This is a genomic window from Muricoccus pecuniae, assembly GCF_014199205.1.
GTDB classification, from domain to species: domain Bacteria; phylum Pseudomonadota; class Alphaproteobacteria; order Acetobacterales; family Acetobacteraceae; genus Roseomonas; species Roseomonas pecuniae.
This window is the reverse complement of the sequence record NZ_JACIJD010000001.1, coordinates 221,573-245,586: the sequence shown is the minus strand read 5'-3', so window position 1 is coordinate 245,586 and position 24,014 is coordinate 221,573. Positions and strand designations below refer to the sequence as shown.

The 24,014-nt window shown below is 71.0% G+C and carries 24 protein-coding genes; 17 read left to right on the top strand and 7 right to left on the bottom strand.

Features of this window, described 5'->3' with window-relative positions:
- Nucleotides 1-3: 3 nt before the first annotated feature.
- Together FHS87_RS01060 and FHS87_RS01055 are read left to right on the top strand one after the other, a co-directional pair.
- On the top strand, nt 4-1,044 hold the full coding sequence (locus tag FHS87_RS01060) for a WD40 repeat domain-containing protein (RefSeq protein WP_184512918.1): 1,041 nt from the start codon (nt 4-6) through the stop codon (nt 1,042-1,044).
- A 21-nt stretch (nt 1,045-1,065) separates the two neighbouring features.
- Entirely contained in the window at nt 1,066-1,893 is an 828-nt protein-coding gene (locus FHS87_RS01055; RefSeq protein WP_184512915.1) for an aldo/keto reductase, read from the top strand.
- 22 nt (nt 1,894-1,915) lie between these two features.
- On the opposite strand, the gene FHS87_RS01050 is transcribed toward FHS87_RS01055, so the two are convergent.
- Nucleotides 1,916-2,251, bottom strand: a complete 336-nt coding sequence (locus FHS87_RS01050; protein ID WP_184512913.1) for a hypothetical protein — start codon at nt 2,249-2,251, stop codon at nt 1,916-1,918.
- Between the two features lie 176 nt (nt 2,252-2,427).
- Here FHS87_RS01050 and FHS87_RS01045 point away from each other — a divergent pair, with 176 nt between their 5' ends.
- Nucleotides 2,428-2,838 carry a DUF3775 domain-containing protein gene (locus FHS87_RS01045; protein ID WP_184512911.1) on the top strand — a complete coding sequence of 137 codons (411 nt, stop codon included), beginning with the start codon at nt 2,428-2,430 and terminating at the stop codon, nt 2,836-2,838.
- A gap of 22 nt (nt 2,839-2,860) precedes the next feature.
- Here the strand turns inward: FHS87_RS01045 and FHS87_RS01040 are convergent, their stop codons facing one another.
- The gene (locus FHS87_RS01040; RefSeq protein WP_184512909.1) at nt 2,861-3,577 is read right to left on the bottom strand and encodes a DUF1194 domain-containing protein; all 717 of its coding nucleotides are present in this window, start codon (nt 3,575-3,577) and stop codon (nt 2,861-2,863) included.
- 86 nt (nt 3,578-3,663) lie between these two features.
- Entirely contained in the window at nt 3,664-4,350 is a 687-nt protein-coding gene (locus tag FHS87_RS01035; RefSeq protein WP_312861838.1) for a phosphoribosyltransferase, read from the bottom strand.
- A gap of 76 nt (nt 4,351-4,426) precedes the next feature.
- Here FHS87_RS01035 and FHS87_RS01030 point away from each other — a divergent pair, with 76 nt between their 5' ends.
- The 13 genes from FHS87_RS01030 to urtE all read left to right on the top strand — a co-directional run bounded on the left by FHS87_RS01030 (nt 4,427) and on the right by urtE (nt 18,326).
- Nucleotides 4,427-6,034 (top strand): ABC transporter substrate-binding protein, encoded by a 1,608-nt coding sequence (locus FHS87_RS01030; protein ID WP_184512906.1) that lies wholly within the window; start codon nt 4,427-4,429, stop codon nt 6,032-6,034.
- 3 nt (nt 6,035-6,037) lie between these two features.
- On the top strand, nt 6,038-7,069 hold the full coding sequence (locus FHS87_RS01025; RefSeq protein ID WP_246417715.1) for an ABC transporter permease: 1,032 nt from the start codon (nt 6,038-6,040) through the stop codon (nt 7,067-7,069).
- A 23-nt stretch (nt 7,070-7,092) separates the two neighbouring features.
- Nucleotides 7,093-8,082: an ABC transporter permease gene (locus tag FHS87_RS01020; RefSeq protein WP_184512904.1), complete on the top strand. Its 990-nt coding sequence runs from the start codon at nt 7,093-7,095 to the stop codon at nt 8,080-8,082.
- Between the two features lie 11 nt (nt 8,083-8,093).
- Nucleotides 8,094-8,942 (top strand): ABC transporter ATP-binding protein, encoded by an 849-nt coding sequence (locus tag FHS87_RS01015; protein WP_246417714.1) that lies wholly within the window; start codon nt 8,094-8,096, stop codon nt 8,940-8,942.
- Between the two features lie 17 nt (nt 8,943-8,959).
- Nucleotides 8,960-9,697: an ABC transporter ATP-binding protein gene (locus FHS87_RS01010; RefSeq protein WP_184512900.1), complete on the top strand. Its 738-nt coding sequence runs from the start codon at nt 8,960-8,962 to the stop codon at nt 9,695-9,697.
- Between the two features lie 172 nt (nt 9,698-9,869).
- Complete coding sequence (gene dctP, locus FHS87_RS01005; RefSeq protein ID WP_184512898.1) at nt 9,870-10,913, top strand: TRAP transporter substrate-binding protein DctP; 1,044 nt, start codon at nt 9,870-9,872, stop codon at nt 10,911-10,913.
- Nucleotides 10,914-10,962: 49 nt separating this feature from the next.
- Entirely contained in the window at nt 10,963-11,472 is a 510-nt protein-coding gene (locus FHS87_RS01000; protein WP_184512896.1) for a TRAP transporter small permease, read from the top strand.
- On the top strand, nt 11,469-12,776 hold the full coding sequence (locus tag FHS87_RS00995) for a TRAP transporter large permease (RefSeq protein ID WP_312861837.1): 1,308 nt from the start codon (nt 11,469-11,471) through the stop codon (nt 12,774-12,776). The genes FHS87_RS01000 and FHS87_RS00995 overlap by 4 nt, the downstream gene beginning before the upstream one ends.
- Before the next feature lie 195 nt (nt 12,777-12,971).
- Nucleotides 12,972-14,207 carry an urea ABC transporter substrate-binding protein gene (urtA, locus tag FHS87_RS00990; RefSeq protein ID WP_184512894.1) on the top strand — a complete coding sequence of 412 codons (1,236 nt, stop codon included), beginning with the start codon at nt 12,972-12,974 and terminating at the stop codon, nt 14,205-14,207.
- 41 nt (nt 14,208-14,248) lie between these two features.
- The gene (gene urtB, locus FHS87_RS00985) at nt 14,249-15,802 is read left to right on the top strand and encodes an urea ABC transporter permease subunit UrtB (RefSeq protein ID WP_184512892.1); all 1,554 of its coding nucleotides are present in this window, start codon (nt 14,249-14,251) and stop codon (nt 15,800-15,802) included.
- Nucleotides 15,799-16,896 carry an urea ABC transporter permease subunit UrtC gene (urtC, locus tag FHS87_RS00980; RefSeq protein WP_184512889.1) on the top strand — a complete coding sequence of 366 codons (1,098 nt, stop codon included), beginning with the start codon at nt 15,799-15,801 and terminating at the stop codon, nt 16,894-16,896. Before urtB ends, urtC begins: the two co-directional genes overlap by 4 nt.
- Nucleotides 16,893-17,630, top strand: a complete 738-nt coding sequence (gene urtD / locus FHS87_RS00975; RefSeq protein WP_184512887.1) for an urea ABC transporter ATP-binding protein UrtD — start codon at nt 16,893-16,895, stop codon at nt 17,628-17,630. The genes urtC and urtD overlap by 4 nt, the downstream gene beginning before the upstream one ends.
- Before the next feature lie 3 nt (nt 17,631-17,633).
- Nucleotides 17,634-18,326, top strand: coding sequence for an urea ABC transporter ATP-binding subunit UrtE (gene urtE / locus FHS87_RS00970; protein WP_184512885.1), 693 nt, complete (start codon nt 17,634-17,636; stop codon nt 18,324-18,326).
- Nucleotides 18,327-18,513: 187 nt separating this feature from the next.
- Here urtE and FHS87_RS00965 read toward each other — a convergent pair whose 3' ends face one another.
- Entirely contained in the window at nt 18,514-20,532 is a 2,019-nt protein-coding gene (locus tag FHS87_RS00965; RefSeq protein WP_184512883.1) for a TonB-dependent receptor plug domain-containing protein, read from the bottom strand.
- 5 nt (nt 20,533-20,537) lie between these two features.
- On the bottom strand, nt 20,538-20,927 hold the full coding sequence (locus FHS87_RS00960; RefSeq protein ID WP_184512880.1) for a hypothetical protein: 390 nt from the start codon (nt 20,925-20,927) through the stop codon (nt 20,538-20,540).
- 496 nt (nt 20,928-21,423) lie between these two features.
- On the opposite strand from FHS87_RS00960, the gene FHS87_RS00955 reads away from it, so the two are divergent.
- Nucleotides 21,424-22,131 carry an SDR family oxidoreductase gene (locus FHS87_RS00955; RefSeq protein WP_184512878.1) on the top strand — a complete coding sequence of 236 codons (708 nt, stop codon included), beginning with the start codon at nt 21,424-21,426 and terminating at the stop codon, nt 22,129-22,131.
- Here FHS87_RS00955 and FHS87_RS00950 read toward each other — a convergent pair.
- Nucleotides 22,119-22,928 carry an enoyl-CoA hydratase/isomerase family protein gene (locus tag FHS87_RS00950; RefSeq protein ID WP_184512876.1) on the bottom strand — a complete coding sequence of 270 codons (810 nt, stop codon included), beginning with the start codon at nt 22,926-22,928 and terminating at the stop codon, nt 22,119-22,121. The two genes, FHS87_RS00955 and FHS87_RS00950, sit on opposite strands and share 13 nt — an antisense overlap.
- A 42-nt stretch (nt 22,929-22,970) precedes the next feature.
- Complete coding sequence (locus tag FHS87_RS00945; RefSeq protein ID WP_184512874.1) at nt 22,971-23,732, bottom strand: SDR family NAD(P)-dependent oxidoreductase; 762 nt, start codon at nt 23,730-23,732, stop codon at nt 22,971-22,973.
- Nucleotides 23,733-24,014: the final 282 nt, after the last annotated feature.

The window sequence follows — 24,014 nt, the reverse complement described above, 5'->3', positions numbered from 1 at the left end:
GCGATGTCGGGTGTTGCCGAAGCGGATTTCCTGCTGGACCAGCGCGGCACGGGCCGCGACCTCGGGGCCTGGGTGGTCGGCGCCGCCTTCGGGCGGGAGGGCCGCCTCGCCGGCTTCGCCCTCTCGGACGGCACGGTCCATCTCGCCGATCCCGCCGACCATGCGGCGGCGTGGCGGCGGCTGGAGGCACATGACGGCACGGGCCAGTCCCTCGTGCCCGATGCGGTGGATGGCCTCCTCTCCGGCGGCGATGACGGCAGGCTCGTCCGCATCGCGCCGGATGGAGGCATGGAGGCTCTGGCCGAGTTCGGCATGATGAAGTGGGTGGAGCACCTCGCCACCCATCCTTCCGGGCTGCGCGCGGTAGCGGTGGGCAAGAACGTCCATCTTTTCGACGGCAAGGGCGCGAAGCTGAAGGTGCTGGGTCCACACCCCTCCACCGTCGGCGGCGTGGCGATCGATGCGAAGGGCAAGCGCGTCTTCGCCACCCACTACAACGGCGTTTCCTCCTGGTTCGTCGCGGCGAAGGCGGACAAGCCGCGCGTGCTGGAGTGGAAGGGAAGCCACCACGCCGTCGCCATCTCCCCCGATGGGCAGAACGTCGTGACGGCGATGCAGGAGAACGCGCTGCACGGATGGCGGCTGACGGACAGCCAGCACATGCGCATGTCCGGCTATCCCGCGAAGACTTCCTCCCTCTCCTTCACCGCCAAGGGGCGCTGGCTCGCCTCGTCGGGTGCGGATTCCGTCGTGCTCTGGCCTTTCTTCGGCGGCGGTCCCATGGGCAAGGCGCCGACGGAGATCGCGGGTGGAGACCAAGTGATCTGCACCCGCGTCGCCTGCCATCCGCAGCACGAGGTGGTGGTGGCCGGTTTTCAGGACGGGCTGGTGCTGATGGCGGAGATCGGCTCGGGCAAGGTCGTGCCGGTCGCCGCGCCCGGGCGCGGCGCGGTCTCGGCGCTTGCCTGGAATCCGGCCGGCACGCATCTCGCCTTCGGCACGGAAACCGGCTTCGCCGCGCTTCTTGACTTGGCGAAGCGCTAGAGCGTCCCCACCCTCCGCCGCATGAGCGAACGCATCGACACACCCCTGATCTCCATTCCGCGCCTGGGCTACGGCACCTGGCGCCTCTCCGGGGCCGAGGGCCAGGCGGCGGTGGAATCCGCCCTCTCCCTCGGCTACCGCGCCCTCGACACCGCGGAGATGTACGGCAACGAGGCCGAGGTCGGCGCGGGGCTGAAGGCCTCGGGCCTGCCGCGCGGCGAGGTCTTCGTCACGAGCAAGGTGTGGTGGACGCATCTCGGCCCCGAGGAGATCCGCGCGCATTGCGAGGCCTCGCTGGAGCGTCTCGGCACGGATTACCTCGACCTCTACCTCATTCACTGGCCCGCGGCCGGGATGGATCTGCCGCGCGTGATGGGGGACATGGCACGGCTGCGCAAGGAAGGGCTGGCCCGCGCCATCGGCGTCGCGAACTTCCCGCCCGGCCTGCTGAAGCGCGCCATCGAGACGGGCGTGCCGATCGCGACGAACCAGGTGGAGTACCACGCGCTGCTCTCGCAGGACCGGCTGCTGGAGATCACGCGGCCCAACGGGATCGTGCTGACGGCCTACTCGCCGCTCGGCCAGGGAAGGCTCGCGAGCGACCCGAAGCTCCTCGCCATCGCGGAACGGCACGGGGTCAGCGCGGCGCAGGTCGCGCTCGCCTGGCTGCTGCGGCAGGACGGCGTGGCCGTGATCCCGAAAGCCGCGCGGCCGGAGAGCCAGCGGTCCAACCTGGAAGCGCTGTCTCTCGCGCAGAGGCTCACCGAGGCTGACATCGCGGAGATCGATGCGCTGCCGAAGGACCAGCGCTTCGTGAAGCCGGATTTCGCGCCGGACTGGTCGGCCTGACGGCGACCGGCCGGGCCGCGCCTCAGGTGTAGCGCACGCGGTCCGCGAAGCCCGCGGGCGACATGCAGAAATGCACGGCCGGGCGCAGCATCGAATCGATCTCGGCGGCCTGCGGCTCCGGCTGCGCCGCCGGGGCGGCGGGGCGGGCGTTGCGCGCGCGCCGGCGGGCCGGGGCGGCCTGGCGGGCAACGGGGCGCTCTGCCCGGATCTTGCGCGAGAAGACGGCCTCTCCCGCCGCGATCGGGGCCGCCGCGTCGCACATCGTGGCGGTCACGAAGGCCGGCGTGTCGGCGGCATGGGCCAGGGGCGCCATCGCCAGGAGGCCGAGGAGTGCGATCGTGCCTGTCTTAATCATCATCACACCCCCTCTTGTGAATCAGTAGGTTCTGATTCAAATCAACTATTTAGACCGGGTTCTTGCGCCACCCTCTGCGGAATGAACGCCGAGTCGGGACGGCGGTTTCGCGAAGCCGAAGGGCCGATCAAGCGTTGGGCGGGCGGCACCAACTCACACAGGCGATCGGGACCTCCTCCATGAGCGACAAGCGGCGCGGAAATCCTGGCCCTTCCCGTGACGACGACGAGGAGGACGTCGATCTCGGCATCAGCCTGCGGGCCGTCGCGAACATCATCGATGCCGCCCGCGCCGACGAGACGGATGACGACGCCGAGGACGAGGACGGCGCCAAGGCCGATGCGGCCGGCGGGGATCTCGAGACGCTGATCGACGAGCTGAACGAGGATGAGCAGGCCTCGCTCCTCGCCCTCGCCTGGATTGGCCATGGCGACTACGAGCCGGACGAGTGGGAGGAGGCGTTGGCCGCCGCGCGCGAGCGAGAGGAGGCCGATCCCGCAGGCCACCTCATGGGCTTGAACCTGCTCGGCGACTTGCTGGCCGAAGGGCTCGCCGCCTTCGGGATCGTCGTGGAGGAGATCGAGCGCTGAACCCGGCGTGGCCGGGCGCCGGTCAGGTCACGACCGGCCCCGGCAGCGCCGCGATCTCGCGCACGAGCTTGCGGCGCACGGCATTGCCGAAGGATTCGAAGTCCTCCGCCGCGACGAGGAAGGCCCCGTCCCCGCCGATGACGGAATCGCGGTAGTACTGGTCGAGCGGCACCGGCGAGGGCCGCCCGAAGGTAGGCCGGTCGTTCATGATCGGCAGCCCGTTGATCGTCACGCCCTCGGCCGCGACGCGGTCCCGCACGGTCTCGACGGGCATGCCGCTGTTGTTCACCCCGTCGCCCGAGACGTCGATCACGCGCCGCGTCCCCTCGAAGGGCGCCTCGGACAGCACGCGCATGGAGAAGTCGAGCCCGCCGGAGATCGAGGTCCAGGAGAGGGCCACACGGGGCGCGCGCCCCAGCTCGGCCGCCCAGGCCTCGGCCTCCGCGCCGCTGCCGATATGGGTCCAGGGGATGACGAGCCGCTGGTAATCCGAGCCGGCCCATTCGACATAGGCCACCGCGATCGCGCCCATCATGCCCGAGCGGATCGCCTCCATCACGCGCGCATCGGTGATCGCGCTGCGATAGCCCTCGCGCTGGAGCCGGGCCTCGTCGTCGTCGATCGATCGGGAGACATCCACGGCGAGCACGAGGAGAAGGTCCACGCCTTCCGCCGCGCGCGGCCGCGCCGCGGGGATGACCGCGGCGCCGCTGGCCGCGAGAAGGGACCGTCGCCGCATGGAACACGTCCTCGCGCCAGTGGTCCACTCATCAGATCAGGCCGGTCGGGGCGGGTGCAACGCTTTTGTCACGGCGCACGCGCTTGTCAGCCCGGCAGCACCACCTTTGGTTGCGTCGCCGGGTCCGGCACCCAGCCCTGCGGCCCGCGCCGGAGAAGGGGCGTGGCGAAGGCTGCCACGACGGGCAGCTCCGCGGGCCAGGACGGGACCCAGCGATCCCCCTGAGCCATGGCCACGAGGAACCCCACGGGCCTCACCCCCGCCCTGTCCAGCAGTTCCAGCCCCGCCCGCGCGGAGCTGCCCGTGCTGACCACGTCGTCCACCAGCAGCACGCGGCGGGTTTCGAGGCGCGGGAGGATGCGCGGGTCCAGCCAGATCCGCCGCTCCCCCGGCGTGGTGGAGGATGAGACGGGGGCGGAGAGGACCTCCTCGTACCAGCGCTTGCGCGAGTAGCCGGCCGCGACCCAGTTCGGATGGCCCAGCACCTCGGCCACGAGGGGCGCGAGGGCGTGGCCGAGGGTCGGCAGCCCGCAGACCACCTCGGCGCCGAGCGGCCGCGCGGCCTCGGCCATCCAGGCGGCGAGGCGCCGCAGCACGGCGAAGGAGGCTTGGTTGACGATCAGCCCGCCGACCGCGACCTCGCCGTAGTCGCGGAGCGGCAGGCGGAGGGCCGATCCGTCCGGCATCGGCGCCGCCATGCTCTCCCGATAGGGCGGCGCGTCCGGGGCGGGCTCAAATCTCTGCCAGAACTCCATGGCTTTCGCGCTTGGCACGGCCTGCCCCCCTGGTCCAGCCTTGCGGAAGGCCCGGCGCACGGGCATTCGCCACCCCATCCACCGGAGACGACGCATGACGACCCGCCGCACCCTCCTGACCGGCCTCGGGGCCGCCTCCGGCGCCGCCCTCTCCTGGAACACGGTGATCCGCTCTGCCCAGGCCCAGACGCCGCCGGGCGTGATCGTGATGGCCAAGCAGCTCGACGACCTCATCACCCTCGATCCCGCCGAGAGCTTCGAGTACACGGGCGCCGAGATCTCGGGGAACGTCTACCAGCGCCTCGTCTCCACCCCGAACGACGATCCCGCCCGCCTCATCGGCGACCTCGCCGAGAGCTGGACGGCGGGCGACGACGCGAAGACCTTCACCTTCCGCCTGAAGACCGGCCAGAAGTTCGCCAGCGGCAAGGAGGCGACGGCGGAGGACGTGGTCTACTCCCTCCAGCGCGTGGTGGCGCTGAACAAGAGCCCGGCCTTCATCATCAACCAGTTCGGCTTCAACCGCGGCAACATGGCGCAGACCATTCGCGCCACCGACCCCCGCACCGTGGTGCTGACCACCGCCGAGCCGACCGCGACCTCCTTCCTGCTCTACTGCCTGTCCGCGGCGGTCGGCAGCATCGTGGAGAAGGCGACCCTCTCCGCCCGCGTCCAGGGGGATGACTGGGGCAATGGCTGGCTGAAGACGAACTCCGCGGGCTCGGGCTCCTACAGCATCGTCTCCTGGCGCGCGAGCGAGGCGGTGACGCTGCAGGCGAACCCGAACGCGGCCGAGGCGCCCGCCACGCGCCGGATCATCATGCGCCACGTCGCCGACCCCTCGGCGCAGCTCCTCGGCCTGCAGCGCGGGGACTACGACATCGCGCGCAACCTCGCCTCCGACCAGATCAAGGGCGTGGCGGGCGACAGCCGCTATACCGTGGTCACGCAGCGCAAGGCCGGCGTGCTCTACATCGCGATGAACCAGAAGCACCCGATCCTGTCGAAGCCCGGGGTGCGGCAGGCGATCAAGATGGCGATCGATTACGAAGGCATCCAGAGCAACATCGTCCCCAGCAACTACGCCGTCCACCAGGCCTTCCTGCCGGAGGGCCTGCCCGGCGCTCTGACGGAGAAGCCCTTCAAGATGGACGTGGCCGGGGCCAAGCGCCTGCTGGCCGAGGCCGGGCATCCCGATGGTTTCGAGTGCTCCTTCGACTTCTTCTCCGGCGCACCCGTGGGCGACATCGCGCAGGCCGTGCAGGCGAACCTCGCCGCCATCGGCATCCGCGCGCGCATGCTGCCGGGCGAGATGCGCGCCGTCATCACCAAAACCCGCGCGCGCGGGCACGAGCTCGCCCTCCTGCGCTGGGGCTCCGACTATTTCGACCCGCACAGCAATGCCGAGGCCTTCAGCATGAACCCCGACAACGGGGACGATGCGCGCAACAAGACCCTCGCCTGGCGCTCGGGCTGGGAGATCCCCGAGCTGACCGCGCGCACCCTGGCGGCCGTGAAGGAGACGGACGCGGAGAAGCGCGTGGACATGTATGAGCAGTTGCAGCGCGACCATCAGCAGCAGAGCCCCTTCGCCATCATGCTGCAGGACGTGGAGGTGGCGGTGGTCCGCAGCGGGGTGCGCGGCTTCCGGATCGGCGTGCTGAACGACCGGACGGAATACGCCTCCATCGCCAAGGCCTGAGCCTTGCCCCGCGCGCGTCTGATATCACGGCAATGGGGATCGCTGGCGGCCACCGCCGCCAGCATCCCCATCACGCTGCTCGGCCTCGCCCTCGTCACCTTCTTCATCGGGCGCGTGGTGCCGATCGACCCCGTGCTGGCCGTGGTGGGAGACCGCGCCCCGGCCGACGTGGTGGCGCGCGCGCGGGTGGAGCTGGGGCTGGACCAGCCGCTGCCCATGCAGTTCTGGCGCTACCTGACGGACATCGTGACCGGCAATCTCGGCCGCTCCGTCATGACCTCCAACCCGGTGTGGGAGGACATCGCGCGCTTCTTCCCCGCCACCTTCGAGCTGGCGACGCTGGCCATCATCATCGCCGCCGTCCTCGGCATCGGGCTCGGCGTGCTGGCAGCGACGCGGCAGGGAAGCTGGGTGGACCAGGCCGTGCGCGTCTTCTGCCTCGCCGGCCATTCCCTGCCGGTCTTCGTGCTCGGCCTCGTCTCGCTGCTCGTCTTCTACGCCTGGCTCGGCTGGCTGCCCGGCCCCGGGCGCCAGGGCATCGTCTACCAGGACATGGTGGAGCCGGTGACGGGGCTGCTGACGCTGGACGCCGCGCTGGCGAATGACTGGCCGGCCTTCTGGGACGCGGTGCTGCACCTCGTCCAGCCCGCCGGCATCCTCGCCTTCTTCTCCCTCGCCTATATCGCGCGCATGACGCGCGCCTTCATGCTGGCGGAACTCCGCAGCGAGTACGTCACCACCGCCCGCGCCAAAGGGCTGTCCAACGCCCGCATCGTCTGGCGCCACGCCTTCCGCAACACGCTCGTCCCGCTGGTGACGGTGATCTTCCTCACCTATGCCGGGCTGCTGGAGGGCGCGGTGCTGACCGAGACGATCTTCGCTTGGCCCGGCCTCGGCCAGTACCTCACCGTCTCGCTGCTGAATGCGGACATGAACGCCGTCCTCGGCGCCACCCTCGTCGTCGGGCTGATCTACGTCGTGCTGAACCTCTTCGCCGACCTTCTCTACCGCCTGCTGGACCCCCGCACGCGATGAGCGGACCAACCCCCGGGAGCCCCATGGCCGACGCCGCCACCGCGACCGCGGCCCTGGAGCCCGTGCCGGACGAGACTGCGCCCGCCGGCGCGCCCCCGCCGCCTCAGCCCGGCGCCGTGCCCCGCCGGCGGGACTGGCTGCTCACCGATGCCCCGGCCTCCCGCTCCCAGGCTGCCTGGGGCCGGCGCTACCAGGCCTGGCTCGCCTTCCGGCGCAACCCGCTGGCGGTGGCGGGGCTGGCGGTGATCCTCGTGATGCTGCTGCTGATCCTGCTGGCGCCCGTGCTCGCCACCCATGATCCCGGCATCCAGCAGCTCGGCAACCGCCTCGCCGTCCCCTCCGCCGCCCACTGGCTCGGCACGGACGAGCTGGGGCGCGATGTCTGGTCCCGCTTGCTCTATGGCGGGCGCGTCACGCTGGGGATGGTGGTGGCCGTGGTGCTGCTCGTCGCGCCGCTCGGCCTGCTCGTCGGCTGCGTCGCAGGCTATGCGGGCGGGCTGTGGGACCGGCTGCTGATGCGGGTCACGGACGTCTTCCTCGCCTTCCCCCGGCTGATCCTCGCGCTCGCCTTCGTCGCCGCGATGAGGCCGGGGGTGGAGAGCGCGGTGATCGCCATCGCCCTCACGGCCTGGCCGCCCTATGCCCGCCTAGCCCGCGCGGAGACGCTCACCATCCGCCGCACGGACTACGTCGCCGCGGCGCGCATGACGGGCGCCTCCCCCGCGCGCGTCGTGCTGCGCCACGTCATGCCGATGTGCCTTCCCTCCCTGGCCGTGCGCGTGACGCTGGACATGTCCTCCATCATCCTCACCGCCGCCGGCCTCGGCTTCCTCGGCCTCGGCGCGCAACCGCCACTGCCGGAATGGGGCACGATGATCGCGACCGCCCGGCGCTTCATCCTGGAGCAGTGGTGGGTGGCCGTGATGCCCGGCATCGCCATCTTCGCCGCCTCCCTCGCCTTCAACCTGCTCGGCGACGGGTTACGCGACGTGCTGGACCCGAAGCAGCGATGACGAGAACCGTGTTGCCCGGCGAGCCCCTGGTCGCCGTGCGGAACCTCCACGTCGATTTCCCCTCCGCCACCGGCGTCACCCAGGCCGTGCGCGGCGTCTCCTTCGCCATCGGGCGGGAGAAGCTCGGCATCGTGGGGGAGAGCGGGTCGGGCAAGTCCGTCACGGGGCGCGCGCTGATGCGGCTCCTGCCCGGCAGCGCGAGGGTGCGCGCCGATGCGCTGCGCTTCGGCACGACGGACATCCTCCACGCCTCGGAGGCCGAGATGCGCGCGCTCCGCGGCGGCCGCATCGGGCTCATCCTCCAGGACCCGAAATACAGCCTCAACCCCGTGATGACGGCGGGCGCCCAGATCGCCGAGGCGTTGCGGGCGCACACGAAGCTCGGCCGCAGGGAGGCGCGCGAGGCCGCGCTGAACCTGCTCGAATCCGTCAAGATCCGCGATCCCCGCCGCGTCCACGACGCTTATCCGCACGAGCTCTCCGGCGGCATGGGCCAGCGTGTGATGATCGCCATGATGCTCGCCCCCAACCCCGAGCTGCTGATCGCGGACGAGCCGACCTCGGCGCTGGATGCCAGCGTGCAGGCCGAGATCCTCTCCCTGATCGAGGAGCAGGTGGACAGCCGCGGCATGGCGCTGATGCTCATCAGCCACGACCTTCCCCTGGTCTCCCGCTTCTGCGACCGCGTGGCCGTGATGTATGCCGGGCAGGTGATGGAGGAGCTGCCGGCCGCCGATCTCCACCGGGCTACCCACGGCTACACGCGCGGGCTGCTGGAATGCCTGCCGAGCCTGGAGGAGCGCCGGGAGCGCCTGCCCACGCTCAGGCGCGATCCCTCCTGGCTGGCGCCGCGCGCATGACCGCCGGAGCTGCGCCCATGATCAGCGCCTCGGATCTCGACGTGCGCTTCGGCAGTAACCACGCCGTGCGCGGGGTCTCGTTCGACGTCGCCGAGGGCGAGACCTTCGGGCTGGTGGGGGAGAGCGGCAGCGGCAAGTCCACCGTGCTGCGCGCCATCGCCGGCCTGATCACGGAATGGACGGGGCGGATCTCGGTGGACGGGCGCGCCCTCGGCCGCAAGCGCGACCGCGCCTTCTTCCGCACGGTCCAGATGGTGTTCCAAGACCCCTACGGCTCCCTCCATCCCCGGCAGACGGTGGACCGCATCCTCTCCGAGCCGCTGGTCGTCCACGGCGTACCGGACGCGGAGGCGCGCATCGCCCGCGCGCTGGAGGAAGTGGCGCTGCCGCGCACCGCCCGCTTCCGCTACCCCCACCAGCTCTCGGGCGGGCAGCGCCAGCGCGTGGCCATCGCCCGCGCCCTCGTCGCCGATCCCCGCGTGCTGCTGCTGGACGAGCCGACCAGCGCGCTCGACGTCTCCGTCCAGGCGGAGGTGCTGAACCTCCTGGCCGACCTGCGCGCCGCGCGCGGCCTCACCTGCATCCTCGTCTCCCACAACCTCGCCGTCGTCGCGCATCTCTGCGGCCGGCTGGCGGTGATGCAGGGCGGGCGGATCGTGGAGGTGATGGACGAGGCCGCGCTCCGCGCCGGCCGGGCCGTGCACCCCCACACCCAGGACCTCATCCGCCTCTCGCACGAGCTGGAGGGCACCTAGCCCCGCGCCCGCACTGCCCCCGTGGGGCAGCGGGCCGGGCGGCCGATCGTGGTTTGCGGGCGCGCTCCGCTCGCCTTCGTCACGGGGCGGGCCGCGCCGCCCCTTGCCGCCCCCGCCCCGCTCTTCCAGAGTGCGCGCAACCAGAAGTGAAGCCTTTGGGGGAAAGACGTCCATGACCCTGCGCGTGAACCGCCGCGCCCTGCTCTCCGCGGGCGCCGCCCTCCCCGTGCTGGCCCTGCCCGCGATCGGCCGGGCCCAGCCGCGCTACAAGCCGGAGTACAAGATCACGGTGGTCGGCAACCGGCCGATCGCCCTCTCGGAATCCGCCTTCGTCTGGGCCGATCTGGTGAACCAGCGCTCCGAGGGGCGGCTGAACTTCAAGGTCTATCCCGGCTCCTCCCTCGTCGGCGGCGACCAGACGCGGGAGCTGGTGGCGATCCGCCAGGGCGTGATCGACGGCGCCGTCTTCTCCACCATCAACATCTCCCCCCAGATCAGGGAGATGAACCTCTTCTCCCTCCCCTTCCTCATGCCCGGCACCGCCGCCTTCGACGCGCTGGTGGGGAGCGAGGTCGGGGCGGCGCTCTTCCGCACCCTCGCGGCCCGCGACATCGAGCCGCTGGCCTGGGGCGAGAACGGCTTCCGCGAGATCAGCAACTCCAAGCGCCCCATCCGCGCGCCGGGCGACCTGCGCGGGCTGAAGATCCGCTTCGCCGCCGGCGCCATCTTCTCCGAGATCTACACGGCCCTCGGCGCCAACCCCGTGCAGATGTCCTTCGCCGACCTCCAGCCCGCCCTCTCGACGGGCGCGGTGGACGGGCAGGAGAACCCGGTGAACCTCTTCCTCGGCTTCCGCATGGACACGCTGGCGCAGAAGCACCTGACCCTGTGGAACTACTGCGCCGATGCGGGCATCGTCGCTATCAGCAAGGCGGCGCTGTCGGGCTTCGAGCCGCGGGACCGTGAGATCGTGGTCGAGGCCGCGCGGGAGGCCGGGCAGGCCGGCAACAACGCCGCCCGCAAGGGGCTGGGGATGAACGGCGACCGCTCCTCCCTGGAGGAGTGCGCGCGGCGCGGGGTGGAGGTGATCGACCTCTCCGCGGCCGAGAAGGCGGCCTTCGCCCGCGCCACCCGCCCCGTCTTCGACAAGTGGGCGGGCACCATCGGCACCGACCTCGTCCGCCAGGCCGAGGCCGTCATCGCCCGCGTGAGCTGAGATTTCCCGGGGCGGCGCCGTGCCGCCCCGCCACGTCCTGAAAAGCACCATGACCGAACACGCCGATATCCAGGCCCCCGGCCTCCAGCTCGGGGAAGCCCCGCCGCGCATCCCCGTCACGCTGGAGGGCGCGCTTGCCGCCGCCGCCATGGCCGTGCTGGCCGTCATCACCATGGCGAACGTGCTCACGCGCTACTTCACCGACGTCTCCCTCGCCTTCACCGAGGAGTACTCGGTCGCGATCATGGTGGTGATGACCTTCCTCGGCAGCGCCGCCGCCTTCGGCGCGGACCGCCATATCCGTGTGACCTACTTCACCGAGAAGCTCTCGCTGCGCGCCGCGCGCGGGGTGGAGGTGCTGGTCCTTCTCTGCGGCCTCGCCGTTTTCGTCCCGCTTGCCTGGTACGGCGCCTTCTACACATGGGACGAGTACCGCTTCGAGGTCCTCTCCCCCGGCCTCGGCGTGCCGCAATGGCTTTATACGGGGTGGATGCCGCTCATGTCGCTCGTCATTTGCGCGCGGCTGCTCGGCCGCATGGTCCGGGTGATCCGCGCGTGACGCTGGCGATCCTCCTCCTCGTCGGGCTCTTCATCCTGCTGATGCTGGTGGGCGTGCCCATCGGCGTCGCCATGGGGCTCACCGGCTTCCTCGTCATCGCGATGGAGGGCATGGGCGTCATGGCCCTGCCCACGAACATCTGGACGGGCATCGCGAAGTATCCGCTGCTGGCTCTGCCCATGTTCGTCCTCGCCGGGCTGGTCTTCGAGCGGGCGGGGGTTGCCGCGCGCCTCGTCGGCTTCGCCCAGCTCCTCGTCGGCAATCGCACGGGGGCGCTGGCGATCGTGGCCGTGCTGCTCTGCATGATCCTCGGCGGCGTCAGCGGGTCGGGCGCGGCGGATGCCGCCGCCGTGGCCGCGGTGATGGTGCCGCCCATGCTGAAGCAGGGCTATCCCGCGCCCTATGTCGCCTCCCTCACCGCGGCGGGCGGGTCCACCGACGTGCTCATCCCGCCCTCCATCCCCTTCATCGTCTATGCCGTGCTCGTGCCGGGCGTCTCCGTGCCCGCGCTGTTCCTCGCGGGGGTCGTGCCCGGCATCCTCTCCGGCCTTGCCCTCATAGTGCCGGCCGTGTGGCTCGCGCGGCGCGGCGGCTTCGGCCTGCCCGAGCCGCGCGCGGCCCGCCCGCCGCTCACGGCCGCGCGGCTCTGGCGCTCCTTCCTCGACGCCGTCTGGGGCCTCGCCGCGCCGGTGGTGATCCTCGGCGGCCTCCGCTCCGGCGCCTTCACGCCGACCGAGGCCGCCGTCGTCGCCGTCTTCTACGGCCTCTTCGTCGGCGCCGTGATCTATCGCAGCCTCACCTGGCGCGATCTCTACGAGGTGCTGCGCGACAGCGCGGAGATCTCCGCCGTCGTCCTCCTCATCATCGCCCTGGCCGCCATCTACGCCCATGCCGGCAGCGCGGCCGGCATCTTCGACGCGCTCGCCGGGATGCTGATCGGCCTGACGGACAACGAGGTGGTGATGCTGCTCGCCATCACCGTGCTGCTGATGATCGCGGGCACGGCGCTGGACGCCATCTCCACCTATCTCATCTTCCTGCCCATCCTCCTGCCCATCGCGGCCCTGTTCCACTGGGACCTCACCTGGTTCGGGGTGATCATGACCATGAACGTCGCCATCGGCGCCTTCACGCCGCCCACGGCGGTGAACCTGATGGTCACCTGCCGCATCGCCGGCTGCAGCATGGAGAGCACCATGGTCTGGGTCTGGTGGTTCCTCCTGGCGATGACGGCGGTGATGCTGGCCGTCACCTTCGTCCCGGAGATCGCCCTGGCCCTGCCCCGCTGGATGGGAGACCTCTGAGGCCGGGCGGTCCGTTCCGCCTTGCCACGGAAAAGCGCAGCGCCGCCCCTGGAATGCCTAAGCCCGCGCCAGCCCCGACAGGGAACGGCCGGGCCGCGGCCAGGGGGGTGGATGGCACGCTTCTCGCAAACCCAGCAGGGTCCGGCCAGTCGCGGGGGGAATCCGCGGGCGCACCGGCCTCTGTGGGACGAAACAATGAGCCTGAATCTCACCCGCCGCGCCGCGCTGGCCGGCCTGGGCGGCGCGCTGGCGATGCCGGCGATCCGCCCCTCCTTCGCCCAGGGGTCGCCCATCAAGGTGGGCGTGCTCCACTCCCTCTCCGGCACCATGGCCATCAGCGAGACGGCGCTGCGCGACACCGTGCTGATGATGATCGAATGGGCCAATTCGAAGGGCGGCGTGCTCGGCCGGCGCCTGGAGCCCGTGGTCGTCGATCCCGCCTCCAACTGGCCGCTCTTTGCCGAGAAGGCGCGCGAGCTGCTGGCCGTGTCCAAGGTGGACGTGACCTTCGGCTGCTGGACCTCGGTCTCCCGCAAGTCCGTCCTCCCCGTCTTCGAGGAGCTGAACGGGCTTCTCTTCTACCCCGTGCAGTACGAGGGCGAGGAGCAGAGCAGGAACGTCTTCTACACCGGCGCCGCGCCGAACCAGCAGGCGATCCCGGCCGTTGAGTACCTGATGGGCAAGGATGGCGGCGAGGCGAAGCGCATCGCCCTTCTCGGCACCGACTACGTCTATCCCCGCACCACCAACCGCATTCTCCGCGCCTATCTCAACAGCAAGGGGATCAGCGACGCCGACATCATGGAGGAGTACACGCCCTTCGGCCATTCCGACTGGCAGGGCATCGTCTCCCGCGTGAAGCGCTTCGCGGGCGAGGGCAAGCGCACCGCCATCGTCTCCACCATCAACGGCGACGCGAACGTCCCCTTCTACCGCGAGCTGGGCAACCAGGGCATCAAGGCCGAGGACATCCCCTGCGTCGCCTTCTCCGTGGGCGAGGAGGAGCTGGCGGGCATCGACACGAAGCCGCTGGTCGGCCATCTCGCCGCCTGGAACTACTTCATGTCCGTCCCCGGCGCGCCAAACGACGAGTTCAAGGCGATGTGGCGCGCCTACATCAAGAACGACAAGCGCGTGACGAACGACCCGATGGAGGCCACCTACACCGGCTTCCGCATGTGGACGCAGGCCGTGCAGAAGGCCGGCACCACCGCGGTCGATGCGGTGCGCCAGGCGATGTACGGCCAGAAGGTCATGGCGCCCTGCGGCTATGAGGAGGAGATGCGGCCCAACCATCACCTCACCAAGCCGGTGATGATCGGCGAGGTGCAGGAGAACGGCCAGTTCAACATCGTCCACAAGACGCCGACCGCCATCGCGGCCGAGAACTGGTCCCCCTTCATCCCCGAGAACGCCAGCCGCCGCGGCTGACAGGAAAGGGGCGGCGGGGACAACCCGCCGCCCGCACCACCATGCTCCGCATCCTCCTCCTGCTCGCCTTCCTCGCCGGCGCGCTTCCCGCCGCGGCGCAGGATGCCTTCATCGAAGCCCTGCCCGGCCTTGCCGGGGCTTTCGGCACCCAGGCGGAGGCGGTGGAGCGCCTCGGCGCCGGCGGCGACCCGCGCGCCCTCCCCGTGCTGCGCGCCCTCTCCGACGGCCAGCTCCGCAAGCGCGACACCCTCATCATCCTCCCCAACGGCACGGATGCCGCGACCGGCCAGCCCGCGGATGCGGCGGGCGCCGAGACGGTCCGCATCAACAACCGCGTCCGCGCCGCGCTGCGCGGGGCGCTGGGCCGCCTCCAGCTCGTTTCCGCCAACCCCGATGAGCGCCTGGCCGCCGCCGATTCCGTCTTCCGCAGCCGAAGCGCCGAGAATATCGCGCCGCTGGAGGCCGCCATCGCCCGGGAATCCGTCCCCCGCGTGCGGGAGCGGCAGGAGCTGGCGCTCGCCGCCTCCCGCCTCGTCGCGCCCGATGCGGCGGTGAAGCGCCAGGGCATCGCGACGCTCGGCGGCGCCTCCTCGGAGGACGCGCGCGCCCTGCTGCTGGAGGCCCGCGCCACCAATCCCGACCTCGCCGCCGAGGTGGATGCCGCCGTCGCCGCCATCGACGGGCGCCTCGCCTTCAAGCGCGCCGCGGAGACGCTGTTCCAGGGCCTCTCGCTCGGCTCCGTGCTGCTGCTGGCCGCGCTCGGCCTCGCCATCACCTTCGGCGTGATGGGCGTGATCAACATGGCCCATGGCGAGTTCGTCATGCTCGGCGCCTACACCACCTTCATGGTGCAGGAGGCCCTCCGCGGCATTCCCTGGCTGCTGCCCTGGTCCCTTCCCCTCTCCGTCCCCGCCGCCTTCCTCGTCGCCGGCCTCGCGGGCGCGGTGCTGGAGCGCGGGCTGATCCGCCACCTCTACGGCCGCCCGCTGGAGACGCTGCTGATGACCTTCGGCGTCGGCATGATCCTGCAGCAGGCCGTGCGGCTCGCCTTCGGCGCGCAGAACCGGGAAGTCCTCTCCCCCGCCTGGATGCAGGGCACCCTCTCGCTTCCTGGCGGCATCCTGATCACGCAGAACCGGCTCTGGGTGATCGTCTTCTCCCTTCTCGTCCTCGCCCTCGCCTTCGCGGCCATCCGCCTCACCCGCTTCGGGCTGGAGATGCGCGCGGTGGTGCAGAACCGCCGCACCGCCGCCACCATGGGCATTCGCACGGGGCGGGTGGACGCGCTGACCTTCGCCTTCGGCTCGGGGATCGCGGGCATGGCGGGGGTGGCGCTCAGCCAGATCGACAACGTCTCCCCCAATCTCGGCACGGGCTACATCATCGACAGCTTCATGGTCGTCGTCTTCGGCGGCGTGGGCAGCCTCGTCGGCACCCTCGTCGGCGCCATGGGGCTCGGCGTGCTGAACAAGATCATCGAGCCATGGGCCGGCGCCGTGCTGGCCAAGGTGGCCGTGCTGGTGCTCATCATGCTCTTCATCCAGCGCCGCCCGCGCGGCCTCTTCGCCCTCAAGGGCCGGGCCGCCGACGCATGAGCGACATCACCGCCGCCCCCGCCCCCCGCGGCATCCCCGCGCGCCTGCTGATCCGCGGCGCGGTCATCGCCGCCATCGCCCTGCTCGCCCTGCTTCCCGTGCTGAACACGCTGCCCGCCGGAAGTGCCCTCCGCGTCTCGGACTTCACCGTGGCCGTCACGGGCAAGTGGATCTGCTACGGCGTGCTGGCGCTCGCGATCGACCTCGCCTGGGGCTATGCGGGCATCCTCTCGCTCGGCCACGGCGCCTTCTTCGCCCTCGGCGGCTATGCCATGGGGATGCACCTCATGCGTCTCATCGGGCCGCGCGGCGTCTACGGGCATCCCGTGCTGCCGGACTTCATGGTCTTCCTCGGCTACAAGGAACTGCCCTGGTACTGGCTGGGCTTCGACCACTTCCCCTACGCGATCCTGATGGCGATGCTGGTGCCCGGCGCGCTCGCCTTCCTCCTCGGCTGGCTCTCCTTCCGCAGCCGCATCACGGGCGTCTATTTCTCCATCATCACCCAGGCGATGACCTACGCGCTGATGCTCGCCTTTTTCCGCAACGACATGGGATTCGGCGGGAACAACGGCTTCACCGACTTCAAGGAGCTGCTCGGCGTGCCGCTGAACACGCAGGGCGCGCGGGCGGGGCTGTTCTACGCCGCCCTCATCCTGCTCGCGGGCTCGCTCATCCTCTGCCGACACATCACCAGCACGAAGCTCGGCCGCGTCCTCGTCGCGGTGCGCGACGCCGAGAGCCGGGTGCGCTTCCTCGGCTACTCCGTCACCTCCTTCAAGCTCTCCGTCTTTACCCTCTCCGCCGTGCTGGCGGGGCTGGCGGGCGCGCTCTACGTGCCGCTGGTGGGCATCATCAACCCCGGCGAGTTCGCGCCGGGCAACTCGATCGAGGCGGTGATCTGGGTGGCGGTCGGCGGCCGCGGCACGCTGGTCGGCGCCATCCTCGGCGCCTTCTCGGTGAACGCGCTGAAGACCTGGCTCACCTCCTTCGCGCCGGACCTCTGGCTCTTCGTCCTCGGCAGCCTCTTCGTCGCCGTCACCCTCTTCCTGCCGCGCGGCCTCGCCGGCCTTTTCCGGGGGCGCACGAAGTGAAGGGGCCCGGTCTCTACCTCGATGGCGTCTCCGTCGTCTTCGACGGCTTCCGGGCGCTGAACAACCTTTCCCTCATCGTCGATCCCGGGGAGCTGCGCGCCGTGATCGGCCCGAACGGCGCGGGCAAGACGACGATGATGGACGTCATCACCGGCAAGACCCGCCCCACCGCGGGCACGGTGACCTTCGGCGAGCACGACCTCACCCGCATGGACGAGGCGCGGATCGCCAATCTCGGCATCGGCCGCAAGTTCCAGAAGCCGACCGTCTTCGACGCGCTGACCGTGTTCGAGAACCTCGAGCTCGCGCTCAAGGCTCCGCGTGATCCCTGGTCCTGCCTGCGGTGGAAGCTGGAGAACACCGCGCGCAAGCGGATCGAGGCCGTGACGGAGGAGATCGGCCTCGCTTCCCGCGCGGGCGATCCGGCCGCCATCCTCTCCCACGGCCAGCGGCAATGGCTGGAGATCGGCATGCTGCTGATGCAGGACCCCGACCTCCTGCTCGTCGACGAGCCCGTGGCCGGGATGACGGACCAGGAGACGGAGCACACCGCCGCCCTTCTCCGCCGCATCGCCGGGACGCGCAGCGTTGTAGTGGTGGAGCACGATCTCGAATTTGTTCGCGCTCTCGGCAGCAAGGTGACGGTGCTGCACGAGGGCACGCTGCTCTCCGAGGGGTCCATCGACACCGTGCAGAACGATCCCCGTGTCATCGAAGTCTATCTGGGCCGCTGAACCATGCTCCGCGCCACCGACCTCCGCCTCTCCTACGGCGCCAGCCTGTGCCTGCGCGGCGTGAACCTCGCCGCCGATCCCGGGCGCATCACCTGCGTCCTCGGCCGCAACGGCGTGGGCAAGTCCTCCCTCATGCGCTCGATCATGGGGGTGGAGCGCATCAGCGGAGGGCGCATCGAGTGGGAGGGGCGGGACATCGCTGCCCTCTCCCCGGCCGACCGCGCCCGCGCCGGCATCGGCTACGTGCCCCAGGGCCGCGAGATCTTCCCCTTTCTCACCGTGCAGGAGAACCTGGAGACGGCGCTGGCAGCCGCCCCGCGCGGCAGCAAGGTATCCTCCGAGGTCTTCGACCTCTTCCCCATCCTCCGCCAGTTCCTGCGCCGCCGCGGGGGCGACCTCTCCGGCGGGCAGCAGCAGCAGCTCGCCATCGCCCGCGCGCTGACCGCCCGCCCGCGCCTGCTGATCCTCGACGAGCCCACCGAGGGCATCCAACCCAGCGTCATCAAGGACATCGCGCGCGTCATCCGCCACTTGGCGAAGGACCGCGGCATGGCGGTGGTGCTGGTCGAGCAGTATTTCGAGTTCGCGCGCGACCTTGCCGACCGCATCACCGTCATGGTTCGCGGCGAGGTGGCGCTGGAGGGAGAGGCGCAGGCACTGGAGGAGGAATCCGTCCGGCGCCTGCTGACGGTCTGAGCCCGCATGGAAACGGCCCGGGCTGATCGCCGGCAGGTTTCGCCGGCGGAGCCCGGCCCGGTCAAGGCCTCCTTGCCCCTGCGCGGCGCGGCGAAGGCTTGGCTCTCTGCCTCGATCACCATCGGCTACCGGTGGGGTCGAGAGCGCCGATGCTCCCCGACGTCCCACCGGGCCATGTCCCTCGCTTTCAGAAGTCCGCGCGCAAGGACAGATAGATGCGCCTGGCCGCTTGCGCACCGATTCCTTGCTGCTGGCGGCCGTGCAGCATGTTCTCGCCTTCCAGCGCCACGGTCAGCGTCTCAGTCAGGCGGTAGCCGGCCCGAACGGCGAGCGAGGCGTAGTCCTTCACCTCGACAAGCGTGGCTTCGTCCACGCCATTCACGCGGTAGCCGCGCACCAGCGTGCTGTACCGCCCGAACAGGTCGAGTTCGAGCGGGCCGTTGGCCCAGCCCGCCCGAACCGAGACGAGGTGGCGCGGCGAAGCCCGCTTGGGATCGAGGCTCGACGGCGCGAGCTCGCTGGAAACAGCGGAGAGCCGGTACTTCGCCCCCAGGCTCAGCCCACCGGCGGTTCTCCCCTCGGCCGACGCTTCCAGTCCCACGATATGCGCCGTGCCGAGATTGTAGGGCGTGTAGGTGTCGAGCGGCACGAGGGGCGGCGCGAAGGTGACCGTGGACAGGCCGCTGCTGAAGCCGCGGTAGCGCTGCGCGAAAGCGCTCAGCCCCAGCCTTCCGTCGATGCTGTCGACCCTGCGCGTGTATCCGGCCTCTGCGCTCTCCACCACAGTGGGGGCCAGGGTCGGGGTGCCCGTGTCCTGGTATCCGAAGGCCGGATAGGAGTCGCGCCACCCGTAATCCGACAGGCTGGGCAGGCTGATGCCGCGCCCACCACTGAGCCGGACCGTGTCCCAGGGCGTGGCGCGCCACACCAGCCCGATGTTCCAGGAAGGCTCGCCGAAGGATCGGTCGTAATCGCGGTCCCCATAGGGATAGGCCGGATCGTCATAACCCTTGGCACCGAGCCATAGATGGTCGTAGCGAAGGGACGTCGTCAGCTCGAGCGGCTCGGCCAGCTTCCAGTCCCACATGCCGCCCAGGCCGAGCACGCGGTAGCGGATTTCCGTGCCGGGAATCACGCTCATGCTGGCCTGCCGGAGCTGCAGCAACGGCCGGACGGTATGCGCGGCGCTGAGCTTCACCGTGCTGCTCAGGTCGGCAACGGTGAGGGCGCTATCGGTGGGATGCAGCGTAGCGGCGTAGGTGGCCTTTAGGGCGTTGTGATAGACCTGCGCCTCGACAAAGCCGAAAGCGGTGTCGGCCAGCATACGGCCGCGCAGGCTCCAGATCCGCTTGTCCTCCCGCCAGAACTGGCCGTAGTCCAGCATGTCGCCGCCGATGGCGCGGCTGTAGCTGGCATCGACGGAGCCGCGAAGCCCGGGGGCGAGACGGAACACGCCCTCGGCCGCGGCCTGGGCCCGCGTCGGCCCGCGCCGCGCATCCAGCTCCTGCACCTCGAAGTCGGTGAAGCCGCGGCGCCAGGCATCCTCTCCCCTCAGGCCCGCGGAAACGCGGATGCCGCCGCCATCGCCTATCGGTGCAGAGGTCATCCCGGACGCCTCGCGATACCGCCCGGTGCCCGCGCGCAGGATGCCCGTCGACATGCGGTCCCTCGCTGCGTCGAAGGTGATGATGTTGATCACGCCCGACGCCGCGTTGAAGCCGAACAGGGCGCTGTTGGGCCCTTTCACCACCTCGATCTGGCGGATCTCGGAAAGCTGGACTGGAACGGAATCCCAGGAGGTGTAGGCGTAGTGGTCGAGATAGACTTGCCGTCCGTTCACCAGCACGAGCATCCGCGGCACCTGCGGCGTGGTGAACCCGCGCACCCCGACGGAGAAGTCGTGCGCGTTGTACTGGTGCACGTCCAGCGAGGTGTAGCGCGCCAGCACCGCCGGGATGTCGTGCGCGCCCGAGCGGCGGATCTGCTCGGCCGTGATGATCTCCATGTCGACGGGAACATCCGACGCGCGCTGCGGCTTGCCCGTGGCGCTGGTCGTCGCCGGCTCGTCGAAAAGTGCCTCCAGGGCGCCGTAGTCGACCCCCTGGGCGGCGGCGGCGGCCGGCAGCATCAGGCACAGCACCGCGGCGATACGGCCCGCCCTCCGCACCGGGCGCGAAGTCACGGGCTGCTCGGCATGGCGAGACATGGGGCTTATTGCTCCTGGATCATCATGCGGAAGGCTGGGGCGAAGGTGACCCCCGCCGCCTGCTCCGCGACGCGACTGACGAGGATTTCGACCCGGGGCTCGCTCCGCACGGCCATTACCAGCAGGCCGGCGCGCACCAGGGCCGGGTCCGAGGTGATCGTCAGCACGCCACGCCCGCGAACGAGACCGGCCAGCAGGCCAGCATCGCTGGGCAGCGCCTCGGCCAGCACCACCACCGCGGGCATGACGCCGGATCTTAGTTGCTCGAGCGAGACCGCCCGGAACTGGGGGCTCAGCCCGCCAACGCGGGCAAGACCCTCGGAAGCCTCGGCGAGTTGCTCGGCCGCGATGCGGCCGGGGCCGGCCGCATCCCCGTAGGCGAGCGCGATCTGCACCGTGCTGCCGGGCGGGGGATGCAGGAATCCGACAGCCTTGGTGACAACACGCAGGTCACGCGGCGTCGGCTGCGCGGCGGCCCGTGCCGGGCGCGGCGTCCCAAGGCCTCCACCAAGAATAGCGGGACCCAGGGCGAGCAGATGGCGGCGGCTGAGCCACCCACCATACCTCCTGCCGGAAGGCGCGATGTGCTGGGCGTGCATTTTGCCGGAGCCCCGAGATGTCGACCTGCTGCCGGCCTTCCCCGCTGCCCGGGAGGGTGTCCCGGTCACATGCGTTCAGGAGCCGCAGGCGACCCCTATGCACCGCGCTTCCTGAACGAACGGCTAACGCCCTGCGGAACGCGCGCGGTCGCTTCCGGCACCAACGGTCCCGCGAGGACGGGAACGAGCCGGGCACACCGGCCACCGGAGCGGGGATGCCGCTGGGAAGGCGAGGAGCATGAACCCGCCCCCGCCTCCCGCGTTGCCAACCGGCATCTCCGGAGGGCGGGTCATGGCGGAAGGGAAGCGCGTCGCGCTGGTCACGGGCGGGGCGAGGGGCATCGGCCAGGGCATCGCGAAGCGCCTCGCCGCCGATGGCTGGCACGTCGTCACCGCCGATACCGAGGCGAACGGGCCCGAAGAGGCAGCGCGCCATGTCCGGGCCGACATCGCCGACGAGGCGGCGGTGCGCGCGCTGGTGGAGGGCATTGCGGGGCAGGAGGCGCGGCTGGACGGCCTCGTCTGCAACGCCGGCATCATGGTGCGAAAGCCGCTGCGCGACCTCGGCCTGGAGGAATGGTCCCGCGTCATCGGCACCAACCTCACCAGCACCTACCTGCTCGCGCGCGCGGCGGAGCCGATGCTGCGCCGGGCAAAGGGAGCGATCCTCACCATCGCCTCCACCCGCGCCCACCAGTCCGAGCCGGATACCGAGAGCTACGCGGCCTCCAAGGGCGGCCTCCTCGCCCTCACCCACGCGCTCGCCATCAGCCTCGGCCCCGACGTGCGCGCCAACGTCATCTCGCCCGGCTGGATCAACGTGCGGGACGAGAGGCTGAGCGAGGCGGACAACGCCCAGCACCCCGCCGGCCGCGTCGGGCGGCCGGAGGACATCGCCTCCCTCGCCGCCTGGCTCCTCGGCCCGGAGAGCGGCTTCGTCACCGGGGCCGAGTTCGTCTCCGACGGCGGGATGACGCGGAAGATGATCTACGAGGACTGAGTGGAGAACCAGGCAGGCGGGCGGCGCTCCCGGAAGGCGGCGATGCCCTCCTCCGCCTCGCCGCTCGCCGCGCAGCGGGCGAAGGCCGCGGCGCCGGCCTCCGCATAGCCCTCGGGCAAGGCCCTGCCGAGGGCGGCGAGCATCGCCTTCGTCTCCGCGATCGCCCCCGGCGCGCCCTGCAGCACGTCGGTCACCACGGCGTCCACCATCGCGCCCAGCGCCGCGGCGTCCGGCGCGACGTCGTGCACCAGCCCGATCCGCCCGGCCTCGGCCGCGCCCAGCACATGGCCCTGCAGCACCATCCGCGCCGCCTGGCTGCGCCCCGCGCGATGGGCGATCCATGGCAGGATCTGCGCCGCCACCAGCCCGCGCCGCACCTCCAGCGCCGCGAAGCGCGCATCCGCCGAGGCGAGCGCGATGTCGGCGGCGCAGACGAAGCCCAGCCCGCCCGCGAAGGCCGAGCCCTCCACCGCGCAGACCACCACCTGCGGCAGGGCGGAGAGGGCCGCGAAGCGCGCGCCGATGCGCCGGTTCCGCTCAAGCTGCGCGGCCCGGCGCTGTTCCGGCGTGCCGGTCTCGCCGCCGACCTCGCCGAGGTCCAGCCCGGCGCAGAAATGCCCGCCCGCGCCGGAGAGCACGAGGACGCGCGCCGAACGGTCCTCCCGCAACTCGGCCAACAACCCGTCCAGCGCCTCGGACAGCGCCGCGTTCAGCGCGTTGCGGCGGGAGGGCCGGTTCAGCACGGCGCGCACCACGCCGCCCGACCGCGTGACCAGCAGCGGGCTCTCGTCGATCATTTCTTTCCTCTCCCTTGTCGCCGCGCGGCCGCGCCGCCGGTTCTAGATCACCACCCCGCCGCTGACATGCAGGCACTGCCCCGTGACGTAGCCCGCCCCGGGCGAAGCGAGGAACGCCACCGCCGCCGCGACGTCGGCGGGCTGGCCCAGGCGCCGCAGCGGGATGCGGGCCAGGATCGCATCCCATGCCGCGGGCTCCAGCGCCACATGGGTTCCCGGATCCTTGCGGGTGAAGCCGGGCACGACGGCGTTGACCGTCACGTCCGGTGCCCATTCCACCGCGAGCGATCGCGCCAGCGCCTCCACCCCCGCCTTGGCCGCCGCGCTGGCGGGAAAGAGGGCGGTGTCCGTTCGGAAGAGATGAGCGACGAAGGAGGATACTGCGACAAGCCGGGCGAGGCCGCCCTCCCGCCCCGCGCGTTGCAGATGCGGCCCGGCGGCGCGCGCCAGCCGCATGAAGCCCCAGAGCACCGCGTCGGCGCTGCGGGCGAAGGTCTCGTCGGTCATCTCGGCGAGGGCGGTGCGGTCGGCGAAGCCCGCATTGGCGACCACCACCTCCAGCCCGCCGAAGGCATCGACCGCCTCGGCCACCAGCCGCGCGGGCGTATCCGGGTCGGCCAGGTCCCCCTGCAGCACCAGCGCAGCGGCGCCCGCCGCGCGCAGCTCGACCGCCACCGCCTCGGCGCCCGCGCGATTCGCGCGGCAATGGACAGCGATCGAGGCGCCCGGCACCGCCATCGCCCGCGCGGTGGCCGCGCCGATCCCGCTCGATGCGCCCGTGATCAGGATCCGCCGCTCGCTCATCCACCTCTCCCCACCGCTCCAGCGCGGTGCTGGGGACAGGATGCCCCCTTGCGCGTCGTCGAGGGAGGGTGGGTCCGTGAAAGCCTTCGGCGAGCGAACGTGGAGATCACGCCTCCATCATTGCGATCTCAAACAAGAGACGTGCACGTTATCACGAATGAGTGATACCACCCTGCCGCGAGCCAGCCCAAGAGTTCGTTCTGGCAATTAATTCAGGACTCTTGTCCATTTTTGAGATGACATACGGAAGTTCTCTCGAATCCGGGAATGAGGCTGGCGCGT